16 protein-coding genes are annotated in these 19,655 nt (G+C 36.2%); 12 read left to right on the top strand and 4 right to left on the bottom strand.

The window, feature by feature from the left end:
* Positions 1 to 31: 31 nt before the first annotated feature.
* Positions 32 to 1,321: a NupC/NupG family nucleoside CNT transporter gene (locus ACFFHT_RS05015; RefSeq protein WP_382374039.1), complete on the bottom strand. Its 1,290-nt coding sequence runs from the start codon at positions 1,319 to 1,321 to the stop codon at positions 32 to 34.
* 332 nt (positions 1,322 to 1,653) lie between these two features.
* On the opposite strand from ACFFHT_RS05015, the gene mtr reads away from it, so the two are divergent.
* Together mtr and ACFFHT_RS05005 are read left to right on the top strand one after the other, a co-directional pair.
* Positions 1,654 to 2,913: a tryptophan permease gene (gene mtr / locus ACFFHT_RS05010; protein WP_382374076.1), complete on the top strand. Its 1,260-nt coding sequence runs from the start codon at positions 1,654 to 1,656 to the stop codon at positions 2,911 to 2,913.
* Positions 2,910 to 3,668 carry a class I SAM-dependent methyltransferase gene (locus tag ACFFHT_RS05005; protein WP_382374074.1) on the top strand — a complete coding sequence of 253 codons (759 nt, stop codon included), beginning with the start codon at positions 2,910 to 2,912 and terminating at the stop codon, positions 3,666 to 3,668. The genes mtr and ACFFHT_RS05005 overlap by 4 nt, the downstream gene beginning before the upstream one ends.
* Positions 3,669 to 3,690: 22 nt before the next feature.
* Here ACFFHT_RS05005 and birA read toward each other — a convergent pair whose 3' ends face one another.
* Entirely contained in the window at positions 3,691 to 4,626 is a 936-nt protein-coding gene (birA, locus tag ACFFHT_RS05000) for a bifunctional biotin--[acetyl-CoA-carboxylase] ligase/biotin operon repressor BirA (RefSeq protein ID WP_382374037.1), read from the bottom strand.
* Between the two features lie 110 nt (positions 4,627 to 4,736).
* Here birA and ACFFHT_RS04995 point away from each other — a divergent pair, with 110 nt between their 5' ends.
* From ACFFHT_RS04995 to ACFFHT_RS04975, 5 genes are read left to right on the top strand one after another with little or no spacing between them, the layout of a single operon-like run.
* Entirely contained in the window at positions 4,737 to 5,171 is a 435-nt protein-coding gene (locus ACFFHT_RS04995; RefSeq protein ID WP_382374035.1) for a type II toxin-antitoxin system RatA family toxin, read from the top strand.
* On the top strand, positions 5,164 to 5,466 hold the full coding sequence (locus ACFFHT_RS04990; RefSeq protein ID WP_382374033.1) for an RnfH family protein: 303 nt from the start codon (positions 5,164 to 5,166) through the stop codon (positions 5,464 to 5,466). The genes ACFFHT_RS04995 and ACFFHT_RS04990 overlap by 8 nt, the downstream gene beginning before the upstream one ends.
* 23 nt (positions 5,467 to 5,489) lie before the next feature.
* Positions 5,490 to 6,692: a JmjC domain-containing protein gene (locus ACFFHT_RS04985; protein ID WP_382374031.1), complete on the top strand. Its 1,203-nt coding sequence runs from the start codon at positions 5,490 to 5,492 to the stop codon at positions 6,690 to 6,692.
* Between the two features lie 6 nt (positions 6,693 to 6,698).
* Positions 6,699 to 8,051, top strand: coding sequence for an exodeoxyribonuclease VII large subunit (xseA, locus tag ACFFHT_RS04980; protein WP_382374029.1), 1,353 nt, complete (start codon positions 6,699 to 6,701; stop codon positions 8,049 to 8,051).
* A gap of 36 nt (positions 8,052 to 8,087) precedes the next feature.
* Positions 8,088 to 9,272, top strand: coding sequence for a XylR family transcriptional regulator (locus ACFFHT_RS04975; protein WP_382374027.1), 1,185 nt, complete (start codon positions 8,088 to 8,090; stop codon positions 9,270 to 9,272).
* A gap of 47 nt (positions 9,273 to 9,319) precedes the next feature.
* Here the strand turns inward: ACFFHT_RS04975 and xylB are convergent, their stop codons facing one another.
* Together xylB and xylA are read right to left on the bottom strand one after the other, a co-directional pair.
* Complete coding sequence (gene xylB, locus ACFFHT_RS04970) at positions 9,320 to 10,765, bottom strand: xylulokinase (RefSeq protein WP_382374025.1); 1,446 nt, start codon at positions 10,763 to 10,765, stop codon at positions 9,320 to 9,322.
* 93 nt (positions 10,766 to 10,858) lie between these two features.
* On the bottom strand, positions 10,859 to 12,178 hold the full coding sequence (xylA, locus tag ACFFHT_RS04965) for a xylose isomerase (protein ID WP_382374023.1): 1,320 nt from the start codon (positions 12,176 to 12,178) through the stop codon (positions 10,859 to 10,861).
* Between the two features lie 285 nt (positions 12,179 to 12,463).
* Between xylA and xylF the strand changes: the two genes are divergently transcribed.
* From xylF to ACFFHT_RS04940, 5 genes are all read left to right on the top strand, one after another.
* Entirely contained in the window at positions 12,464 to 13,462 is a 999-nt protein-coding gene (gene xylF / locus ACFFHT_RS04960; RefSeq protein ID WP_382374021.1) for a D-xylose ABC transporter substrate-binding protein, read from the top strand.
* 48 nt (positions 13,463 to 13,510) lie between these two features.
* Entirely contained in the window at positions 13,511 to 15,022 is a 1,512-nt protein-coding gene (locus tag ACFFHT_RS04955) for a xylose ABC transporter ATP-binding protein (RefSeq protein ID WP_382374020.1), read from the top strand.
* A gap of 3 nt (positions 15,023 to 15,025) precedes the next feature.
* Entirely contained in the window at positions 15,026 to 16,153 is a 1,128-nt protein-coding gene (locus ACFFHT_RS04950) for a sugar ABC transporter permease (RefSeq protein ID WP_382374018.1), read from the top strand.
* A gap of 313 nt (positions 16,154 to 16,466) precedes the next feature.
* Positions 16,467 to 17,936 (top strand): MFS transporter, encoded by a 1,470-nt coding sequence (locus tag ACFFHT_RS04945; RefSeq protein WP_382374016.1) that lies wholly within the window; start codon positions 16,467 to 16,469, stop codon positions 17,934 to 17,936.
* Positions 17,926 to 19,560 (top strand): glycoside hydrolase family 43 protein, encoded by a 1,635-nt coding sequence (locus tag ACFFHT_RS04940; RefSeq protein WP_382374014.1) that lies wholly within the window; start codon positions 17,926 to 17,928, stop codon positions 19,558 to 19,560. Before ACFFHT_RS04945 ends, ACFFHT_RS04940 begins: the two co-directional genes overlap by 11 nt.
* The last annotated feature ends 95 nt before the right edge of the window (positions 19,561 to 19,655 follow it).

Below are 19,655 nucleotides of genomic sequence, written 5' to 3'. Positions count from 1 at the left end.
CTGTTCGCGTGTCGTGATTATATCACATTGGTTATCCCATTAACACTGGACCAACCAATCCAATAAATAGACCAGCAATCGCCGCACTCATTAAGTTAGAAAGCGAACCTGCAATAACCGCTTTAATCCCTAAACGTGCAATATCTTTACGGCGATTTGGTGCCATCGTTCCTAAACCACCAATTAAGATTGCAATTGAGCTAAAGTTTGCAAAACCACAAAGTGCAAAGGTAATAATCGCTTTTGTTTTTTCGGCTAAGACTATTGGAGAATCTGGACCAAGGTATTTCACAAAATCCACATACGCCACAAATTCATTTAATACTAATTTTTGCCCAATCATTGAGCCAGCCACTTCTGCTTCATTCCATGGCACACCAATAACATAGGCTAATGGACGGAAAATCCAACCAAGGATAGTTTGCAGATTTAATTCTTTATGATCCAGTGAGCCAGAACCATATCCAAACCAATCACCAATACCGCCAATAATACCGTTTAATAATGCAATTAAAGCAATAAAAGCAAGTAACATTGCACCTACATTCATTGCTAATTGCATACCTGATGAAGCCCCCATTGCTGCAGCATCTAAAATATTAGATGGTTTATCTTCATTACTGTTTTTTAAGGTATCGTCAAACTTTTCAGTTTGTGGGATAAGGATTTTAGCAAAGAGTAATCCACCTGGTGCAGCCATAAAAGATGCCGCAATTAAGTAAGGAAGCGGTACGCCCATTTGTGCATAACCAATCATTACTGAACCCGCAACAGACGCTAAACCACCACACATAATGGCAAAGAGTTCTGATTCTGTCATGGTAGAAATATATGGACGCACAATTAATGGTGCTTCGGTTTGACCAACGAAAATATTGGCAGCTGCTGACATAGATTCAGTCTTAGAGGTACCAAGGACTTTTTGTAAGAAACCACCGATTAAACGGATCACCCATTGCATGATGCCTAAGTAATAAAGCACAGAAATTAAAGAAGCGAAGAATACGATCGCAGGTAATACACGTAATGCGAAAATGAAGCCGCCACCGCCAAATACTTCAAACATCTTATCGCTAACTAAACCGCCGAATAAGAAGCTGATACCTTCGTTACCATAGGCAATAACTTTATTGACAGCTTCTGCAGCGCCTAATAATGCTTTACGACCTAATTCAGAATAAAGTACTAAAGCCCCAATCCCGACTTGAATTAGGAATGCACCACCTACTGTTCTAAGATTAATCGCTTTACGATTAGTTGATAATAAAAAGGCAATGGCTAATAACACCACAATGCCGATAATACTCATAAGTAAATCCATAATTACCCCTGATTGGAAAAATGGCTGTTGATGAATTGATGAGATAACTCGAATTTATCCCGCAAATTTAGACCAACAATAGTCCTGAGGATAAACGTTGCCAACTATACTCGTTTTTCAAAAAAATTTCTGAGAAATTTGCAAAAATGAGAACGTAATCGATTACTTAATAACTCTTTTTTACTTTTTATCCATTATTTTTTAGTTCCATTAGCTAAAAATCATTATTCTGAATCTATTTCGTGATAATTTCTTATATTCAAATTTCGCAATAGAAGTATTTACTTTTAATATTGTACTACTATAATAGTGCAAAATTTCATTGGAGAATTATCATGAGTCAGAAAATCCCTTCTTTACTTGGTGGTGCCATGATTATTGCTGGAACAGCAATTGGCGCTGGAATGTTTGCTAATCCAACTGCAACCGCTGGCTTATGGTTTGTCGGTTCAATCCTTGCTCTTATTTATACTTGGTTCTGTATGACAACTTCTGGACTAATGATTTTAGAAGCTAATCTACATTACCCTACTGGTGCAAGTTTTAGTACGATTGTTAAGGATCTACTTGGTAATACTGCCAATGTTATCAACAGTTTATCGTTAGTATTTGTACTTTATATTCTTACTTATGCTTATATTACGTCAGGCGGTGGAATTACTGAAAATTTACTAAATCAATTATTAACATCAGATAGCCATACGGTTGAATTAGGTAGAAGTTATGGCTCGTTAATTTTCTGTATTATTTTGGCAGCTTTGGTTTGGTTATCGACCAAAGCCGTTGATCGCTTTACTACTATCTTAATTGTAGGAATGGTTATTGCCTTTTTCCTTTCTACCACAGGTTTGCTTACTTCAGTAAAAACGGAAGTACTTTTTAATACGATTGCTACTGGCGAACAAAGCTACACACCTTATTTATTAGCAGCTTTACCTGTCTGCCTCGTTTCATTTGGTTTCCACGGCAATGTACCAAGTTTAGTGAAATATTATAATCGTGATGGCAAACGCGTTGAGAGATCTATTATTCTCGGTACATTAATTGCACTGGCTATTTATGTTTTATGGCAGTTAGCGATTCAAGGCAACTTACCTCGTAGCGAATTTGCACCTGTTATTGCAAAAGATGGTGATATTGCCGCATTACTTGGTGCATTGAACAAGTATATTCAAACCGAATATATGGCAGTTATTCTCAACTTCTTTGCCTATATGGCGATTGCAAGCTCTTTCTTAGGGGTAACCCTTGGTTTATTCGACTACATTGCAGATTTATTCAAATTTGATGATAGTATTGCAGGCCGAACCAAAACCACTTTAATTACTTTCTTACCACCACTTATTCTTAGCTTACAATTCCCATTCGGTTTTGTGATTGCGATTGGTTATGCTGGGTTAGCTGCAACGATCTGGGCTGCGATTGTTCCCGCTTTATTAGCTCGTGCTTGTCGTAAAAAATTCCCAGCACAAACTTATTGTGTATTCGGTGGTAACTTTATGATCTATTTTGTGATTTTATTCGGTGTATTAAATATTGTGGCACAATTAGCAGCTCGTTATGGTTTTCTTCCCGTATTTACAGGTCAATAATGCAAAAAAGTGTCTATGATCAGGCTGAATTTTTCGAGTTATATCAAAAATTAAGAAATAATCCCATCAGCCTGAATGAAATTGTTGAAAAGCCAACGATGTTTCAACTCGTTGGCAATCTTGCTGGAAAACGTATCTTAGATCTTGGTTGTGGAATGGGGGCTCACTTACAGCACTATCTACAACACGGAGCAAGTTATGCCGTTGGTATTGATCTATCTGAAAAAATGCTGCAACAAGCTGCAATCAATCTACAACAAGCTGGTATCACAACAGAACGCTATAATCTTTATGCACTAGCCATGGAGCAACTTGCTGATTGTCCAGATAATCAGTTCGATTTAGTTACCAGTTCATTTGCTTTTCATTATATTGCTGATTTTCCTGCTCTCTTGCAGCAAATTGCAACAAAACTCACCCCAACTGGACAACTTATTTTTTCACAAGAACACCCGATTGTTACTTGCTATCAAGGTGGGGAACGTTGGGAAAAGGATCAAAATAAACAACAAATTGCCTATCGTTTAAACTATTATCGAGAAGAAGGCTTACGCCAACGTAACTGGTTTAAGCAACCTTTTAAAACTTATCACCGAAAACTTGCTACCATTCTGAACGATCTGATTCAAGCTGGTTTTACTATTCAACAGGTTGCAGAACCTATGCTAGATACACAACCTGAATGGCAACAAGAGTTTAAGGATTTACAACATCGTCCTGTATTGTTGTTTGTGAAAGCACAACGCACAAGCTAACCAGAAAATTCAAGGTGTTACATTATTTTTCTCGTAATGATACTTCCCCAATGGCAAAAGTTATTATTGAACCATCTTCTCGTTGCAAACATAATTCACCATTAGCATTAACACCTTGATCTACCCCTGTTACTGTCTTATTTTCCAGCAATAATTTGACTTCTTTTTGATAAAAATAGTCGTATTGTTGCCAGAAAGGTAACAAAAACGATAAACCATTTTCAGTAAATTGATCTAATACTTGATTGAATTGTTTGATAATTTCTGCAATCACAGCATTACGATTTAGCTGTTTTTGTTGGCTTAACATTGCAATCGGTTGATCTAATTGAATATCAGCAGGAAAGTGTACATTTAAGCCTAAACCAATCACCACATCATAACGTGCTAATGCTGCTTGTTGTTTCATCTCAATTAAAATTCCGCCTAATTTTTTTCCTGCTAACCAAATATCATTTGGCCACTTTAACTGCACTTGTTGATAGCCTAAATGCGTTAAGGCTTGAGCCACGGCAATCCCAATAGCTAAACTTAAACCAGATAGATTGACGGTATTCGGAAATTGTCGATAGAAACTTAAAATCACTTGTCCAGCAAAAGGGGAATGCCATTTTCGTCCCCGTCTGCCACGCCCTGCTGTCTGATATTCTGCTAAACAAACACTGTTATTTGGTAACGTAGTAATGCGATCTAATAAATACTGATTGGTTGAATCAATAACGGGTTGAATAATAAGTGCGTTATTTGGCAATGTTTGCTGCAAGAAAGTACCATCTAATAACTCCGTAGCAGGTAGCCATTGACAAGTTTCATCCTTTTGCACCAGTTGTACGCCTTGTTGTTGCAATTCTACTATCTGTTCTGTCACGGTCGATAAGGTGATCGCCAATGCTTGAGATAACTCTGGATAAGAATGTACTTGACCATCTGCGAGTAAGTTGAGTAATGCAATATTCATAACGTAATGAGATCTTTCTATGTGAGCATAAACTATCTATATCTGGGGAAGCTATAATTCCCCGTGAAAATGCGTATAATACACTGCATTTGTGTTTACCTCTAACGATTATGCATACAGTTTCCCAAACAACTTTAGTGCCACATAGCGCCGAACAGATGTATCAATTAGTTAATCAATATGAACTCTATCCTCAATTTCTTCCTGGTTGTGCAGCAAGTAAAACTTTGCATCAACAGGGTAATGAGTTAGATGCAGAATTAGTGGTGAGCAAAGCAGGCATCCGCTTGGCCTTTACCACACATAATACAATGCAACCGAATCAATCTATTCAAATGCAGTTAGTTGAAGGACCATTTAAAAAACTCTCTGGTGAATGGCGTTTTCTTGCCCTTGATGAATATTCTTCTCAAATTAGTCTGCAACTGCAGTTTGAATTTAGTAATGCTTTAGTGGAAAAAATGTTTGGTAAAATCTTCCAACAACTCACATCTCAGATGGTGCAGGCTTTTAAACAACGTGCAAAGGAGATTTATCATGGCTGAAATTACTGTTGAAGTCACTTACGCCTTACCTCAGCACTATTTTTTGAAGAAAATTCGCTTACCTGAAGGCTGCAATGTCCAATCTGCCATTTTACAATCGGGGGTATTGCAGGCTTTTCATGAAATTGATTTACGCGAAAATAAAGTGGGTATTTTTGGGCGACTCGCTAAATTGACGGATATTTTACGTGATGGCGATCGGGTCGAAATTTATCGTCCATTACTTGCTGATCCAAAAGAGATTCGCCGTAAACGTGCTGCACAACAACAAGAACAGAAAGCCCAAACTAAATAATCGCATTCAACTAGGATACAAAAATGACACATCAATATTGTTTACCCGCAGACATTACCCCTGAAATTTTCTTGCGTGATTATTGGCAAAAACGCCCACTATTAATTCGGCAAGGTTTACCACAAATTGTGGGAATGTTTGAACCACAAGATATTATTGAATTAGCCCAAGAGGAAGAAGTAACAGCACGTTTAGTCCAAACCCATTTACAGCAAGATGGCAGTGAAAAATGGCAATTAAAAACCAGCCCATTACACGCAAAAGATTTCAAAAATTTACCAGCCAAATGGTCAGTTTTAGTACAAAATTTAGAACAATGGTCGCCAGAACTCGGTAAATTATGGCAAGCATTTGGTTTTATACCGCAATGGCAACGTGATGACATTATGGTCTCTTTTGCTCCAAAAGGTGGTTCGGTCGGTAAGCACTATGATGAGTATGATGTATTTTTGGTGCAAGGTTATGGTCAACGGCGTTGGCAATTAGGCAAATGGTGTGATCCAAGTACTGAATTTAAAGCAAATCAACCTATCCGTATTTTCGATGATATGGGGGAATTAGTGCTTGATGAAGTTATGCAACCTGGCGATGTGTTATATGTTCCTTCTCGTTTATCACATTATGGTGTTGCAGAAAGCGACTGTCTTACTTTCTCCTTTGGTTTACGCTATCCAAATGCGAGTGATCTTTTAGAGAATTTTTGTAAAGCGCTAGAACATCATAGTGAACAAGTTAATAGTAGTGAATTTGCTATTCCGTTTCGCCTTGCACCAGATGTGCAACCAAGTGGTTTGCTTGATCCACAATCTGTGCAAACACTAAAACAACAGCTAATTGCATTACTACAACACTCTAACCAATTTGATGCCCTCTTTACACAAGCCGTAGCTACGACTGTGAGTGGTCGCCGTTATTCATTGTTAAATACTGAAGAAGGCTTTTATCCTGATGAATTAGCCGAATCTTTACAAGCTGGCGATCGCCTGTATCAAGATGCCAACTGCAAAATTATCTATACCGATAATGGCGAAATCTTTGTACAAGGTGAGTGGATTGATGAATTAAATGCCACGGAACGTCAGTTATTAGCGTATCTTGCAGATGGTAATTCATTAGATTGGCAACAATTACAACAATATGTGAGTGCTGAATCATCATTGGAATTATTACTCGATAGCTTATGTGATTGGCTTGATAATGGCTGGTTATTACTGGATACGGAATAATTTTTTATGTTATTAAATCAAGCTAGCACAACCCCACAGATTCTTTCAGTGAGCCAACTGAATCACTGTGCAAAAACTTTGCTCGAACAAGAATTAGGTTCACTTTGGCTAACAGGGGAAATATCTAATTTTTCACAACCTGTATCTGGACATTGGTATTTCACCTTAAAAGATAATAATGCCCAAGTGCGTGCGGCTATGTTCAAAATGCGGAACTTACGAGTAACGTTTAAACCGCAAAATGGCATGCAGGTACTGGTTAAAGCAAGTGTTAGTTTGTATGAACCTCGAGGCGATTATCAATTAATTGTTGATACGATGCAGCCTGCTGGCGAGGGGTTATTACAGCAAGAATTTGAACGTTTAAAATTAAAACTGGCAGCAGAGGGCTTATTTGCTCAACAATGGAAACAACCTTTGCCTCAACATTGCCAGCGTATTGGTGTAATTACTTCCTCTAGTGGGGCGGCATTACATGATATTTTACAGATTTTACGTCGCCGAAATCCTAGTTTAGAGGTTGTAATTTATCCGACCTTAGTGCAGGGAAAAGAAGCCGCGCAAGATATTGTCCGTAGTATTGAAATTGCCAATCTTCGCCAAGAGTGTGATGTGTTGATTGTTGGGCGTGGTGGTGGTTCATTAGAGGATCTTTGGTGTTTTAATGAAGAAATCGTGGCACGAGCAATTTTTGCTTCTACGATTCCGATTATCAGTGCCGTCGGGCATGAAACAGATGTAACGATTGCCGATTTTGTTGCCGATTTGCGAGCCTCTACTCCCTCAGCGGCTGCCGAATTATTAAGTCGTGATCAAAAAGAGTTATGGCAAAAAATTGATTATCTACAACAACGGCTTGAAAAAGCATTTGCTTTATTCTTGAATACAGCACAACAACAATTAGAACGGCTGCAATTACGCTTAAAAAATCAGCATCCAAAAGCACAATTAGCCTTACAAAAACAGCAATATCAACATTTAAATCAACGTTTACAAAAAAGCATTTTGCTGTATTTACAACATCAAGCGCAACGACAACAACGTTTAGCACAACGCTTATCACAGATTCCATTAGCGAATAAAGTTGAAGCTCAGCACAAAGAATTACAGCAATGGCAATTTCGCTTGCATAATGCAATGCAAACCTTTTTACGCCAGCAACGTTATCAATTTGCTCAATTAAGTGGACGTTTAGAAAGCGTCAGTCCATTAAAAGTATTACAACGAGGTTATACCGTCACTACAAATGAACAACATCATTTAGTGACCAGTATTCAGCAAGTAGAGATTGGACAATCATTAACAACTCGGACTACTGATGGAAAAATTACAAGTATAATTCAACAGATTACCAAATAATTAACCCTTAAATTTCAGCATCGCTTAAGGAGGGCTATGTCAAAATCCTACTATCAAATCGCCTTATTTTTTAATGCGAATAAAGTTTATGATCGTGAAGTGATGAGTGGAATTGGTGAATATATCCAAACGTCAAGAGTGTCTTGGAATGTCTTCTTAGAAGATGATTTTATTCATCGAGAATTAGCATTAGATCCACAAAATCTAGATGGCATTATTGCCGATTTTGATAATCCAGCTTTAGCTAAAAAATTGCTCAATAGTCAAATTCCCGTTGTTGCAGTGGGCAGTTCTTATCAAGATGAACATAATTATCCAGCCAATATTCCGTATGTAGCAACAGATAACAATGCGATTTTACAAGCTGCTTTTGAACATCTACAACGTAAAGGGATTAATCACTTTGCGTTTTATGGCTTGCCTGATCCAGGTTTTCAGCACTGGTCCAGTGAACGCCGTATGGCCTTTGAACGGATTATGCAACAAAATGATTACCAACCAAATATCTATTTAGGTCAAGAAACACACGCAGAAAATTGGCAGCAAGCACAACAAGAATTGTCAGAATGGATTCTCTCTTTACCCAAACATACAGGAATTATTGCAGTTACTGATGCACGTGCAAGGCACCTCTTACAAACTTGTGATTTATTAGATATTCCTATCCCCGATCAGCTTTGTATTATTGGCATTGATAACGAGGAATTAATTCAAGCCTTTTCTCGAGTGCCACTATCTTCTGTACGTCAAGGTACAAAAAATATGGGCTATCAAGCTGCAAAATTATTGCACGCTTTAATTGAAGATCGTCCAATCAAACATCATCCTTATTTAATTACGCCATTGGGTGTAGAAGCACGTACCTCTACTGATTATCGCTCGATTAAAGATCCTTTAGTGATTCAAGCGTTACACTATATTCGTTTAAATGCGTGTTCTGGCATCAAAGTTGAACAAGTTCTAGATTATGTAAAAGCCTCTCGTTCAAATCTTGAAAATCGTTTTCGTACTGAAACGGGTAAAACGATCCATCAAGTATTGCATGAAGAAAAAATGAATAAAGCTAAACAATTATTGAGTGATACACAAATCTCAATTCAAGAAATTGCCGAGGTTTGTGGTTATCCATCTGTACAATATTTCTATTTCGTATTTAAAAAAGAGTTTCAACAAACGCCAAATGAGTATCGGGCTCAATATCAATCCGATACCCTTATCTAAAAATAATAAAGTCGGACCTCCATATCCGACTTTATACTTATAACTACTTAAAAATATCTCACTCGTTGATATAACTGTTTAAATTTCTCGTACTTAGCTCGATAACATTTAAACTGTTGAGGATCTGGTAGATAACGAGCTTCTAATTGCAATGGTGGACAAAAATCAGCAATCGGTTGATCTGGATGCAATGCCATTTGTGCTAATTTTGCCGCACCTAATGCTGGTCCAACATCTCCCCCAATTCGATATTCAAATGTTTTACCACTAATATCCGCTAATAATTGTCGCCAAAAATGGCTTTTCGCTCCACCACCAATCAAGGTAATTGATTCCGCAGTTACGCCAGTTTCATGTAAAACTTCAATACCCTCAGTTAAGGCAAAACTTACACCTTCCACAACCGCTCTCGCCATTTCTGCTTGCGTTGTATCATGATGCAATCCCCAAAATACGCCTGTTGCATAAGGATCATTATGTGGCGTACGCTCACCAGAAAGATACGGTAAGAATAAGACATCTTTACTACTTTTTGCTTGTTCTGCTAACGCAAAGAATTGTGGAATATCATTAATTCCTAAGGCTTTATTTGCCCAATCAATACAGGAAGCCGCACTTAATAACACTGACATTAAATGCCAACGATCTGGTAAAGCATGACAAAAACTATGAACTGCTTTACTTGGATTGCTAACATAATGATCCGTTACCACAAAATAAACGCCCGATGTTCCTAACGAAAGCATCGCTTGCCCTGCTTGGTATAAACCGACACCAATCGCCCCAGCAGCATTATCACCACCGCCAGCAATCACTGGAACAGATGACATTCCCCATTGTTGAGCTAATTCTGGTAATAATTGTCCTGTAATCGCATTACCTTCTACTAAACGTGGCATTTGTTGTTCTGTTAAATGACAAGCTGTTAATAACGCTTTACTCCAACACCGTTTGCCAACATCCAACCACATTGTCCCTGCTGCATCTGACATTTCACTCACATAATCTCCAGTGAGTAATAAACGTAAATAATCCTTTGGTAACAATACCTTAGCTATTTTCTTAAATACTTCAGGTTCATTTTTTTCAATCCATTTGATTTTTGGTGCAGTAAACCCTGGCATCATTAAATTGCCTGTAATTTCACGAGAATCTGGCACTAACTGTTCCAATTCGTGACACTCAGCAAAACTTCGTCCATCATTCCATAAAATCGCTGGATAGAGAACTTCATCTTGTGCATCCAACATTACCGCACCATGCATTTGCCCAGTCAATCCAATTGCTTTGATCGCAGAAAGATCCTGTTCTGCTGCTAATTGACTAAAACATTGTTGCAGTGCTTGCCACCAATCAGCAGGATCTTGTTCAGACCATAAAGGTTGTCGGCGGGTTACACTTAGTGGTGCCGTCACAGTAGCAACAATTTGTTGCGCTTCATTTAATACAACGGCTTTTATTCCTGATGTCCCTAAATCAATTCCGAGATACATTGTACCTCCCCATCTCTTAGCTAAGTTTGATTAATTATTATGAGAACAATAAAAGAAGAAGGAACAACTTGTGTTCCTTCTTTTGTCTCCTTTTTATTTATAAATATAAGAATTAACAATATTTTCGAGTAATTCTTGGCGACCTGAAACTGGTGCTGGAGCAACATCATTTTGTACAACATGATTTGCTAAATCAGCAAGAGAAAGTTTGCCGCTAAGAATATCTTTACCAAATGGTGCATCCCATCCAGCATAACGTTTATCTTTTTCTGCTTGTAAACGATCATTTTCAATCATTTCGGCTGCAATTAATAATGAACGTGCTAATACATCAATACCACCAATGTGTGCATGAACAAGATCATAACGATCAATACTTTGTCTACGAATCTTCGCATCAAAGTTGAAACCACCTTGACCTAAACCGCCAGCTTTTAAGATTTCATAAATCACTAACGCATTTTCTTCTACGCTATTCGGGAATTGGTCTGTATCCCAACCAAGTTGTGCATCACCACGGTTTGCGTCAATAGAGCCTAAGATACCGAGTGCTGCTGCAGTTGCCACTTCGTGTTGGAAAGTGTGACCAGCTAGTGTTGCATGGTTTGCTTCAATATTCACTTTAATTTCTTTTTCCAAACCAAATTGTTTTAAGAAACCATATACGGTTGCTACATCATAATCATATTGGTGTTTGGTTGGTTCTTGTGGTTTTGGTTCAATTAATAATGTACCGTTGAAACCAATTTTATATTTATTTTCCACCACTAATTGCATAAAACGACCGAGTTGTTCACGCTCACGTTTCAAGTCAGTATTAAGCAATGTTTCATAGCCTTCACGTCCACCCCACAACACATAGTTTTCACCACCTAATTTCTGGGTTGCTTGCATTGCGTGGAAAACTTGAGTCGCAGCACACGCAAACACTTCAGGATTAGGGTTACTTGCAGCCCCTGACATATAGCGTTTATTGGTAAAACAGTTTGCCGTTCCCCATAACAGTTTGATACCTGTTTCTGCTTGTTTTTGTGCAAGTAAATCCACAATGGTTGAGAAGTTATAAATATATTCTTTAAATGAGTTACCTTCAGGCGCAACATCTACATCATGGAAACAATAATAAGGTACGCCTAATTTTTTAATAAATTCAAATGCAATATTGGCTTTTTCTTTTGCTGCATCTAATTCAGTTGCATTTTTTTGCCATGGACGATCAAGTGAAGCAGTACCAAACATATCTGTACCATTCCAACAGAAAGTATGCCAATAGCAAACTGCTAGGCGTAAATGTTCTGCCATTGTTTTACCGAGTACCACACGATTTGCATCGTAATAACGATAGGCAAATGGATTAGTTGATTGTGGGCCTTCATATTTTACTTGTTCAATTTGATCAAAATAAGTTGTCATTTTTAAGCTCCTTACATGCGTAATAAATTTTGGTTGTGCACAGAGTAAATATGAAAAATCATCTCTTCAATTACGTTATTTCTTTTTCCAATTTAGATAATTCTTTTTTGTGACAAATATCACATTATGTCCAAAACATACTTATTTTTAATATTGTGAGAAGTATCACAGAAACTAAAAATCGTAATTGAAAAACAAAATTTATAAATTGTTCCACATGTAGAAATTATGAATAGTAATAGCCGCTGTATTACTTATCCCTTTAATTAACATGAGGTGACTCAAATGAAATTTAAAAAAACTTTATTATCTATTGCACTTATTTTAGGTTGTATAAGCAGCGTATCTCAGGCAAAACAATTAACTATTGGTATGTCAATCGATGATTTACGTTTAGAGCGTTGGCAAAAAGATAGTTCAATATTTACTAAAAAAGCTGAAGAGTTAGGTGCAAAAGTATTTGTACAATCTGCAAATGGTGATGACAGCGTTCAAATCTCACAAATTGAAAATATGATTAATAGAAATGTCGATGTATTAGTCATTATTCCACACAATGGTGATGTATTAAGTAATGTTATTGAGGATGCATCACGTTCAGGTATTAAAATATTAGCTTATGACCGCTTAATTAATAATGCAAATATTGATTTCTATGTTTCATTTGATAATGAAAAAGTTGGGGAATTACAAGCAGAAAGTTTAGTTAAATTAAAACCTAAAGGTAATTACTTCTTAATGGGCGGCTCACCTACTGATAATAATGCAAAATTATTCCGCAAAGGACAAATGAAAGTTATTCAACCATTAGTTGATAAAGGCGATATTAAAATTGTTGGCGACCAATGGGTAGATTCTTGGTTACCAGAAAAAGCATTACAAATTATGGAAAATGCGTTAACTGCTAACAATAACAAAATTGATGCTGTGGTAGCTTCTAACGATGCTACTGCAGGTGGTGCGGTACAAGCTCTACAAGCCCAAGGATTGGCAGGTAAAGTTGTTATTTCTGGTCAAGATGCTGACTTAGCAGGTGTAAAACGTATTGTTGCTGGAACACAAACAATGACGGTTTATAAACCAATTGCGAAGTTAGCTGATAAAGCAGCAGAAATTGCTGTGAAACTTGGTAAAGGTGAAAAAGTTGAAAGTAATGCAGTATTAAATAACGCACTTAAAGATGTTCCATCTTATTTATTAACACCAATTGTTGTCACTAAAGATAATATTGATGAAACCGTTATTAAAGATGGTTTCCATACTAAAGATAGTGTTTATAAATAATATTTTTGAGGGAGATATTCTCCCTCACTTTATTTTAAGGTGGTTTCTATGGATGTATTACTAGAAATGAAAGGGATAGTAAAAAAATTTGGTGATGTAAAAGCACTAGATAATATTTCTATCTCTATTTCCCCAGGAGAAGTATTATCTCTTTGTGGAGAAAATGGATCTGGAAAATCAACTTTAATGAAAGTACTTTGTGGTATTTATCCTTATGGTGATTATGAGGGTGACATTTATTTTTCTGGAGAATTACTTAAATCAAAAAATATAAAAGATACAGAAACTCGTGGCATTGCAATAATTCACCAAGAATTAGCATTAGTTAAAAATATGACTATTATGGATAATATATTTTTAGGTAATGAATTAACTAAATATGGCATTGCTGATGAAAATGAAATGTATCTTCGCTGTCAGAAAATGTTATCTCAAGTGCAATTAAATGTTGATCCTTATACTGTTGTTGGTGAATTAGGTTTAGGTGAGCAACAATTAGTTGAAATAGCAAAAGCATTAAATAAAAACGTACGTTTATTAATTTTAGATGAGCCAACAGCATCATTAACTGAAAAAGAAACAGATATATTATTAGATCTTATTCGTAATCTAAAAGCACATAATATCGCTTGTATTTATATTTCACACAAATTAAATGAAGTTAAAGCGATTTCCGATCAAATTTGTGTTATTCGTGATGGTAAGCATATCGGGACTCGTTCTGCTGCAGAGATGACCGAAGATGACATTATCACTATGATGGTCGGACGTGAAATTACTTCTCTTTATCCACACGACACGCATGAAATCGGCGAAGAAATTTTATCCGTAGAACATTTAACTGCATGGCATCATGTAAATACACACATTAAACGAATTGATGATGTCAGTTTCCAATTACATAAAGGTGAAATCCTTGGGATTGCAGGTTTAGTTGGTTCAGGCCGAACTGAAATTGTGCAATGTATTTTCGGAGCTTATCCAGGTAAATTTGAAGGTAACTTTAAATTACATGGGCAATCTGTATTACATAAAAACTGTGCCGAAGCAATTAAGAACGGTATTTTTATGGTACCTGAAGATCGGAAGCGTCACGGTATCATTCCAATTATGGGTGTAAATAAAAATATTACGCTATCTGCTTTACCGAAATATTGCCATGCTAATGTGATCAATGAAGCACTCGAAGAAACTATTATTCAACAATCTATTCAGGAATTAAAAGTGAAAACACCGACACCTGAATTAGCTATTGCTCGCCTTAGTGGTGGTAACCAACAAAAAGCGATTCTTGCCAAAGCCTTATTACTTAACCCACAAATTTTGATTTTAGATGAACCAACTCGTGGTATTGACGTTGGAGCAAAATATGAAATCTATAAATTAATCAATGAATTAGCAAAAAAAGGGGTTGCTATTATTGTGATTTCTTCTGAACTCCCAGAAGTTCTCGGGATTAGTGATCGTGTCCTTGTTATGCACCATGGGAAATTAAAAGGCAATCTGATTAATCATCAACTTACCCAAGAAAAAGTAATGGAAACTGCACTCAAGGAGTAGTCTATGAAAAACCTAAAATCCATTAATTTACAAGTTTATATTATATTGATTGCAATTATTGTAATCATGCTCTTTTTCTCTTTTACCACTGATGGCGCTTATCTTAGTGCAAGAAATATTTCTAACTTATTACGCCAAACTTCAATTACTGGTATCTTAGCAATCGGGATGCTATTTGTGATTATCGCTGCTGAAATCGATCTTTCTGTCGGTTCATTAATGGGGTTACTTGGTGGTTTTGCAGCCATCACAAACGTTTGGTGGGGTTGGCCATTACCAGCAACAATTCTAGCAACATTAGTACTTGGTTTAATTTTTGGGGTTTGGAATGGTTACTGGGTTGCTTATCAACGTGTTCCTTCCTTTATTGTTACATTGGCTGGCTTATTAGCATTCCGTGGCATTCTCGTAGGAATGACTAACGGCTCAACCGTTTCTCCTGTCAGTCCGTCAATGACCCTGATTGGTCAAGGTTATATCCCAGATGTCTGGGGTCTTGGTATTGGTTGTATCACTGTTCTAGCCTTTATTTTATGGACAAGCCGTCAACGTCATGCACGTCAAAGATTACAATTACCTGTACCAGCAATGTCTAAAGATTTTATTACATATGCCGTACTCGCTATTTTACTCTTAGGTTCAATTTATCTTCTTAATGATTACCGTGGTATTCCATTCCCTGTATTATTGCTCGCCATTCTTGCCGTCATTGGTTATTTCGTATCGAAGAAAACTGCATTCGGTCGCTATATTTATGCAATTGGTGGCAATATTGATGCAGCTCGTCTTTCAGGGATTAAAGTGGAAAAAATTAAACTCGCTATCTTCTCAATTAATGGTTTGATGGTAGCGATTGCAGGGCTAATTTTAAGTGCAAGATTGGGTGCAGGTTCGCCATCCGCTGGACAAAATGCCGAATTAGATGCGATTGCCGCTTGTGTTATTGGTGGTGCAAGCCTTGCTGGTGGTGTCGGTAGTATCTTTGGCGTGATTATCGGTGCGTTAATTATTGCTGCATTAGATAATGGTATGAGTATGCTCGATGTTCCAACCTTTTGGCAATATATTGTAAAAGGCGGTATCTTACTACTCGCTGTTTGGGTGGATTCTATTAGTAAGAAAAAAGAATAATATTATTATTCACTCTCAAAGTTTGTAAAACGCACTTTATTACTAGAGTGCGTTTTTATTTTTTAATATTTATTAAATAACTTTAAAATTATTTTTAACATAAAAACAATAACAGAAATTAATTGATTCACAATAAACTCACTCTCTTATAAAAAATATCTTTTTTCACCATTTACCTCCTCCTCGATAATGTGACCAACATCACATAAACTAAAAATCATAATAATAAAGCAAAATTTATAAATTGAGCATAAAACCTAAATATTCATAATAAAATCATCTTAATATTTAACATAGAACATAGGAGATATTCATGTTAAACAATCAAAATATTAATAATGAATTTGCTCATATCTCATTAAGAGAAAAAATTGCTTATGGTGCAGGAGATTTAGCTCAAAACCTAATATTCGGTACTATTGGCGGTTTTTTATTAGTTTATTTGATTACAGTAAATACATTATCCGCCGCAGCAGGTGCAACGATCTTCTTTATTGTTAAATGGATTAACGTATTTTGGGATCCTTGGGTAGGAACAGTTGTTGATAAAGCAAAGATTACTAACAGTGGAAAATATCGTCCTTATATTCTTAAATTTGGTATTCCTCTTACCATTGTTGCTTCTTTATTATTTCTACCTATTGATTCCACTAAAGGCAGTTTCTTTTATGCATTTATTTCTTACTTAGCAACTGCATTAATTTATTCATTTGTGAATATACCTTATGGTTCATTAAATGCTTCCCTTACTAGAAATAATCAAGAAATTACCAAAATAACAACAATTAGAATGACAATGGCAAATATTGCCAATTTATTAGTCTATACATTATTTCCATTATTTATCCAATTAGTTTCCCCACATCAAACATTAAAAAATATTGGATTTTTTGGTATTGAATTAAATTTAGGTAACTATATGACATCTGATGCAGGAATAGCATGGTTTAAAGTTTATGCTGTTTATATGCTCATTGGTTTTGCTGCGTTAGTTTTTTGTTATTTTGGTACTAAAGAACGTGTATTACCAAAAGAAAGTAGTATTGAGAAGATTAGATATGTTGATTTAGTTTTAGAGCTAAAAAATAATTATCCACTCAGAATATTAGGATTATTTTTCTTAATTTCGTTTACCTTTATGTTTTTTGGTAATACCGTATGGCCATTTTATATGAATTATAATATTGGTCACCAAGAATGGATGGGAACTATCGGTTTAATCGGTTCATTACCTGGTATTTTTCTCGTTGCCTTATGGCCTTATCTTCGTACCACACTTGGTAAAAAAAGATTTTTCTTTGTTTTCTTAACTATTTTTATTATTGGTCAATTACTCCTTTATATCTGGCAATTTGATAATTTCAAAGATTCACCAATGCTCGGTTATATTGGTCGTTTCTTACAGCAATGGGGATTAACTTCTGCCACTGGCTTTATGTGGGCATTAGTTCCTGAAGTCATTAATTATGGTGAATTCAAATCACAAAAACGAGTTGCGGGTATTATCAATGCCTTAATGGGATTATTCTTTAAAATCGGTCTTGCTTTAGGTGGCATTATTCCTGCATACATTAACTCTTTCTTCGGTTTTGACGGTAGTCAACCCACACAAACCGCAGAAGCCTTATCAGGAATCAATATTTCTATGATTTGGATGCCAATTATCTTTGCCATTATTGCTGGTTACGTTATTGCACTTTATCCATTATCTGATGAAGAAATCGAAAAAATGAATTTAACTATTACTAAAAATAATCAATTAGGAGAATCTTATGAAAATTAAAAATCCAATTTTAACTGGATTTCATCCTGATCCATCTATTATTCGTGTAAACGATACTTATTATATCGCTAACTCTACATTTGAATGGTTTCCTGGCGTACGTTTACATCAATCAAAAGATTTAATTAATTGGGAACTATTACCATCTCCTTTATCTACAAAAACATTACTTGATATGAAAGGCAATCCTTCTTCTGGAGGTATTTGGGCACCTGATTTATCTTACGCAGATGGTAAATTCTGGCTTATCTATACTGATGTCAAAGTGACAGAGGGTGCATTTAAAGATATGACTAATTATCTCACTACGGCTGAAAATATTCTGGGTCCTTGGTCCGATCCAATTAAACTCAATGGTGTGGGTTTTGATGCCTCGCTTTTCCATGATGATGATGGTCGTAAATATTTAGTGCAACAAACTTGGGATCATCGTGAATACAAACATCCATTTAATGGAATCACCCTCACTGAACTCGATCCTGTGACATTAAAACTCAAGCCTCAAACCGCAAGAACCATCTATACTGGTACTGAAGTGAAATTGGTTGAAGGTCCTCACCTTTATAAAATTAATGGCTACTATTATCTTTTTGCAGCAGAAGGCGGCACAGTCTATACGCATCAAGAAGTCGTTGCGAGATCAACAACATTAGAGGCTTATAGTTTCGAAACAGATCCTGAAGGTGCATTTATTACAAACTTTGATACACCAAAATTTGAACTACAAAAACAAGGTCATGGTGCATTAGTTGATACACCTGACGGTGAATGGTATTACGCAAGTTTATGTGGGCGTCCATGGCATCATACAACAGAATCACATTCTGATCCTCGTGGTTGGTGTACATTAGGGCGTGAAACTTCATTACAAAAAGTGTATTGGAATGAAGCTGGCTGGCCTAAAATTGAAGGTGGTACAGGTGGGCAAATTTATATCGATCCGCCAAAATCAGTGAATAGTTCTAGCTCAAAAACATTAGCAAATTACCAACATGATGATTTCACTAGCGAACAATTAAATCTGCATTGGAATACTTTACGTGTCCCATTCTCCGATTATTTTGGTCGTATTACAGATGGTAAATTAACACTTATTGGGCGAGGTTCTTTAGCTAATACTCATGAAGTATCAATGATTGCAAGACGTTGGCAACATTTCTATTTTTCTGCTGAAACTAAAATAAAATTTGATCCATTTAGCTATCAACAAATGGCTGGATTGACCAATTTTTATAATGATCGCCATTGGTCCTTTATTTTCATCACCTATGATGAAGAAAAAGGCAGGGTGATTGAAGTAGCAGAGAATAATCGAGGTCAATACCGTTCTTATTTACAAGAAAATGCTATTCCTATCCCTGCTGACGTTGAATATGTTTGGTTTAGAACTGTGGTTGAAAAACAATTCTATTATTATGAATACACATTTGATGGTATTAACTATCAACGTATTCCAGTTAAATTAGATGCTAAAGTTCTTTCTGATGATTATGTTTTACAATCCTATGGCGGTTTCTTTACTGGGGCTTTTGTGGGATTAGCTTGCGTTGACTATTCTGGTTATGAGCTTTCCGCAGACTTTGATTATTTTACTTATCAAGAAGATATTCATCATGAGAAATAATCATTAATTAAGCTATGAGCCTTGATCTGACCCCGAAAAGTTGGACGATTATTTTAAGGACTGAATTCTGTATTGAACAGGACTCAGTCCATTTA

The organism is Gallibacterium melopsittaci (genome assembly GCF_042433085.1).
Classification (GTDB): domain Bacteria; phylum Pseudomonadota; class Gammaproteobacteria; order Enterobacterales; family Pasteurellaceae; genus Gallibacterium; species Gallibacterium melopsittaci.
The sequence above is the reverse complement of the archived record's forward strand: the minus strand, read 5'-3'. Positions and strand labels throughout refer to the sequence as shown.

What these genes read in the sequence shown, in the direction of transcription:
- ACFFHT_RS05015 (WP_382374039.1), bottom strand. Translation starts at nt 1,321, where the DNA reads ATGGATTTACTTATGAGTATTATCGGCATTGTGGTGTTATTAGCCATT.
- birA (WP_382374037.1), bottom strand. Translation starts at nt 4,626, where the DNA reads ATGAATATTGCATTACTCAACTTACTCGCAGATGGTCAAGTACATTCT.
- ACFFHT_RS04995 (WP_382374035.1), top strand. Translation starts at nt 4,737, where the DNA reads ATGCATACAGTTTCCCAAACAACTTTAGTGCCACATAGCGCCGAACAG.
- ACFFHT_RS04990 (WP_382374033.1), top strand. Translation starts at nt 5,164, where the DNA reads ATGGCTGAAATTACTGTTGAAGTCACTTACGCCTTACCTCAGCACTAT.
- ACFFHT_RS04985 (WP_382374031.1), top strand. Translation starts at nt 5,490, where the DNA reads ATGACACATCAATATTGTTTACCCGCAGACATTACCCCTGAAATTTTC.
- xseA (WP_382374029.1), top strand. Translation starts at nt 6,699, where the DNA reads ATGTTATTAAATCAAGCTAGCACAACCCCACAGATTCTTTCAGTGAGC.
- ACFFHT_RS04975 (WP_382374027.1), top strand. Translation starts at nt 8,088, where the DNA reads ATGTCAAAATCCTACTATCAAATCGCCTTATTTTTTAATGCGAATAAA.
- xylB (WP_382374025.1), bottom strand. Translation starts at nt 10,765, where the DNA reads ATGTATCTCGGAATTGATTTAGGGACATCAGGAATAAAAGCCGTTGTA.
- xylA (WP_382374023.1), bottom strand. Translation starts at nt 12,178, where the DNA reads ATGACAACTTATTTTGATCAAATTGAACAAGTAAAATATGAAGGCCCA.
- xylF (WP_382374021.1), top strand. Translation starts at nt 12,464, where the DNA reads ATGAAATTTAAAAAAACTTTATTATCTATTGCACTTATTTTAGGTTGT.
- ACFFHT_RS04955 (WP_382374020.1), top strand. Translation starts at nt 13,511, where the DNA reads ATGGATGTATTACTAGAAATGAAAGGGATAGTAAAAAAATTTGGTGAT.
- ACFFHT_RS04950 (WP_382374018.1), top strand. Translation starts at nt 15,026, where the DNA reads ATGAAAAACCTAAAATCCATTAATTTACAAGTTTATATTATATTGATT.
- ACFFHT_RS04945 (WP_382374016.1), top strand. Translation starts at nt 16,467, where the DNA reads ATGTTAAACAATCAAAATATTAATAATGAATTTGCTCATATCTCATTA.
- ACFFHT_RS04940 (WP_382374014.1), top strand. Translation starts at nt 17,926, where the DNA reads ATGAAAATTAAAAATCCAATTTTAACTGGATTTCATCCTGATCCATCT.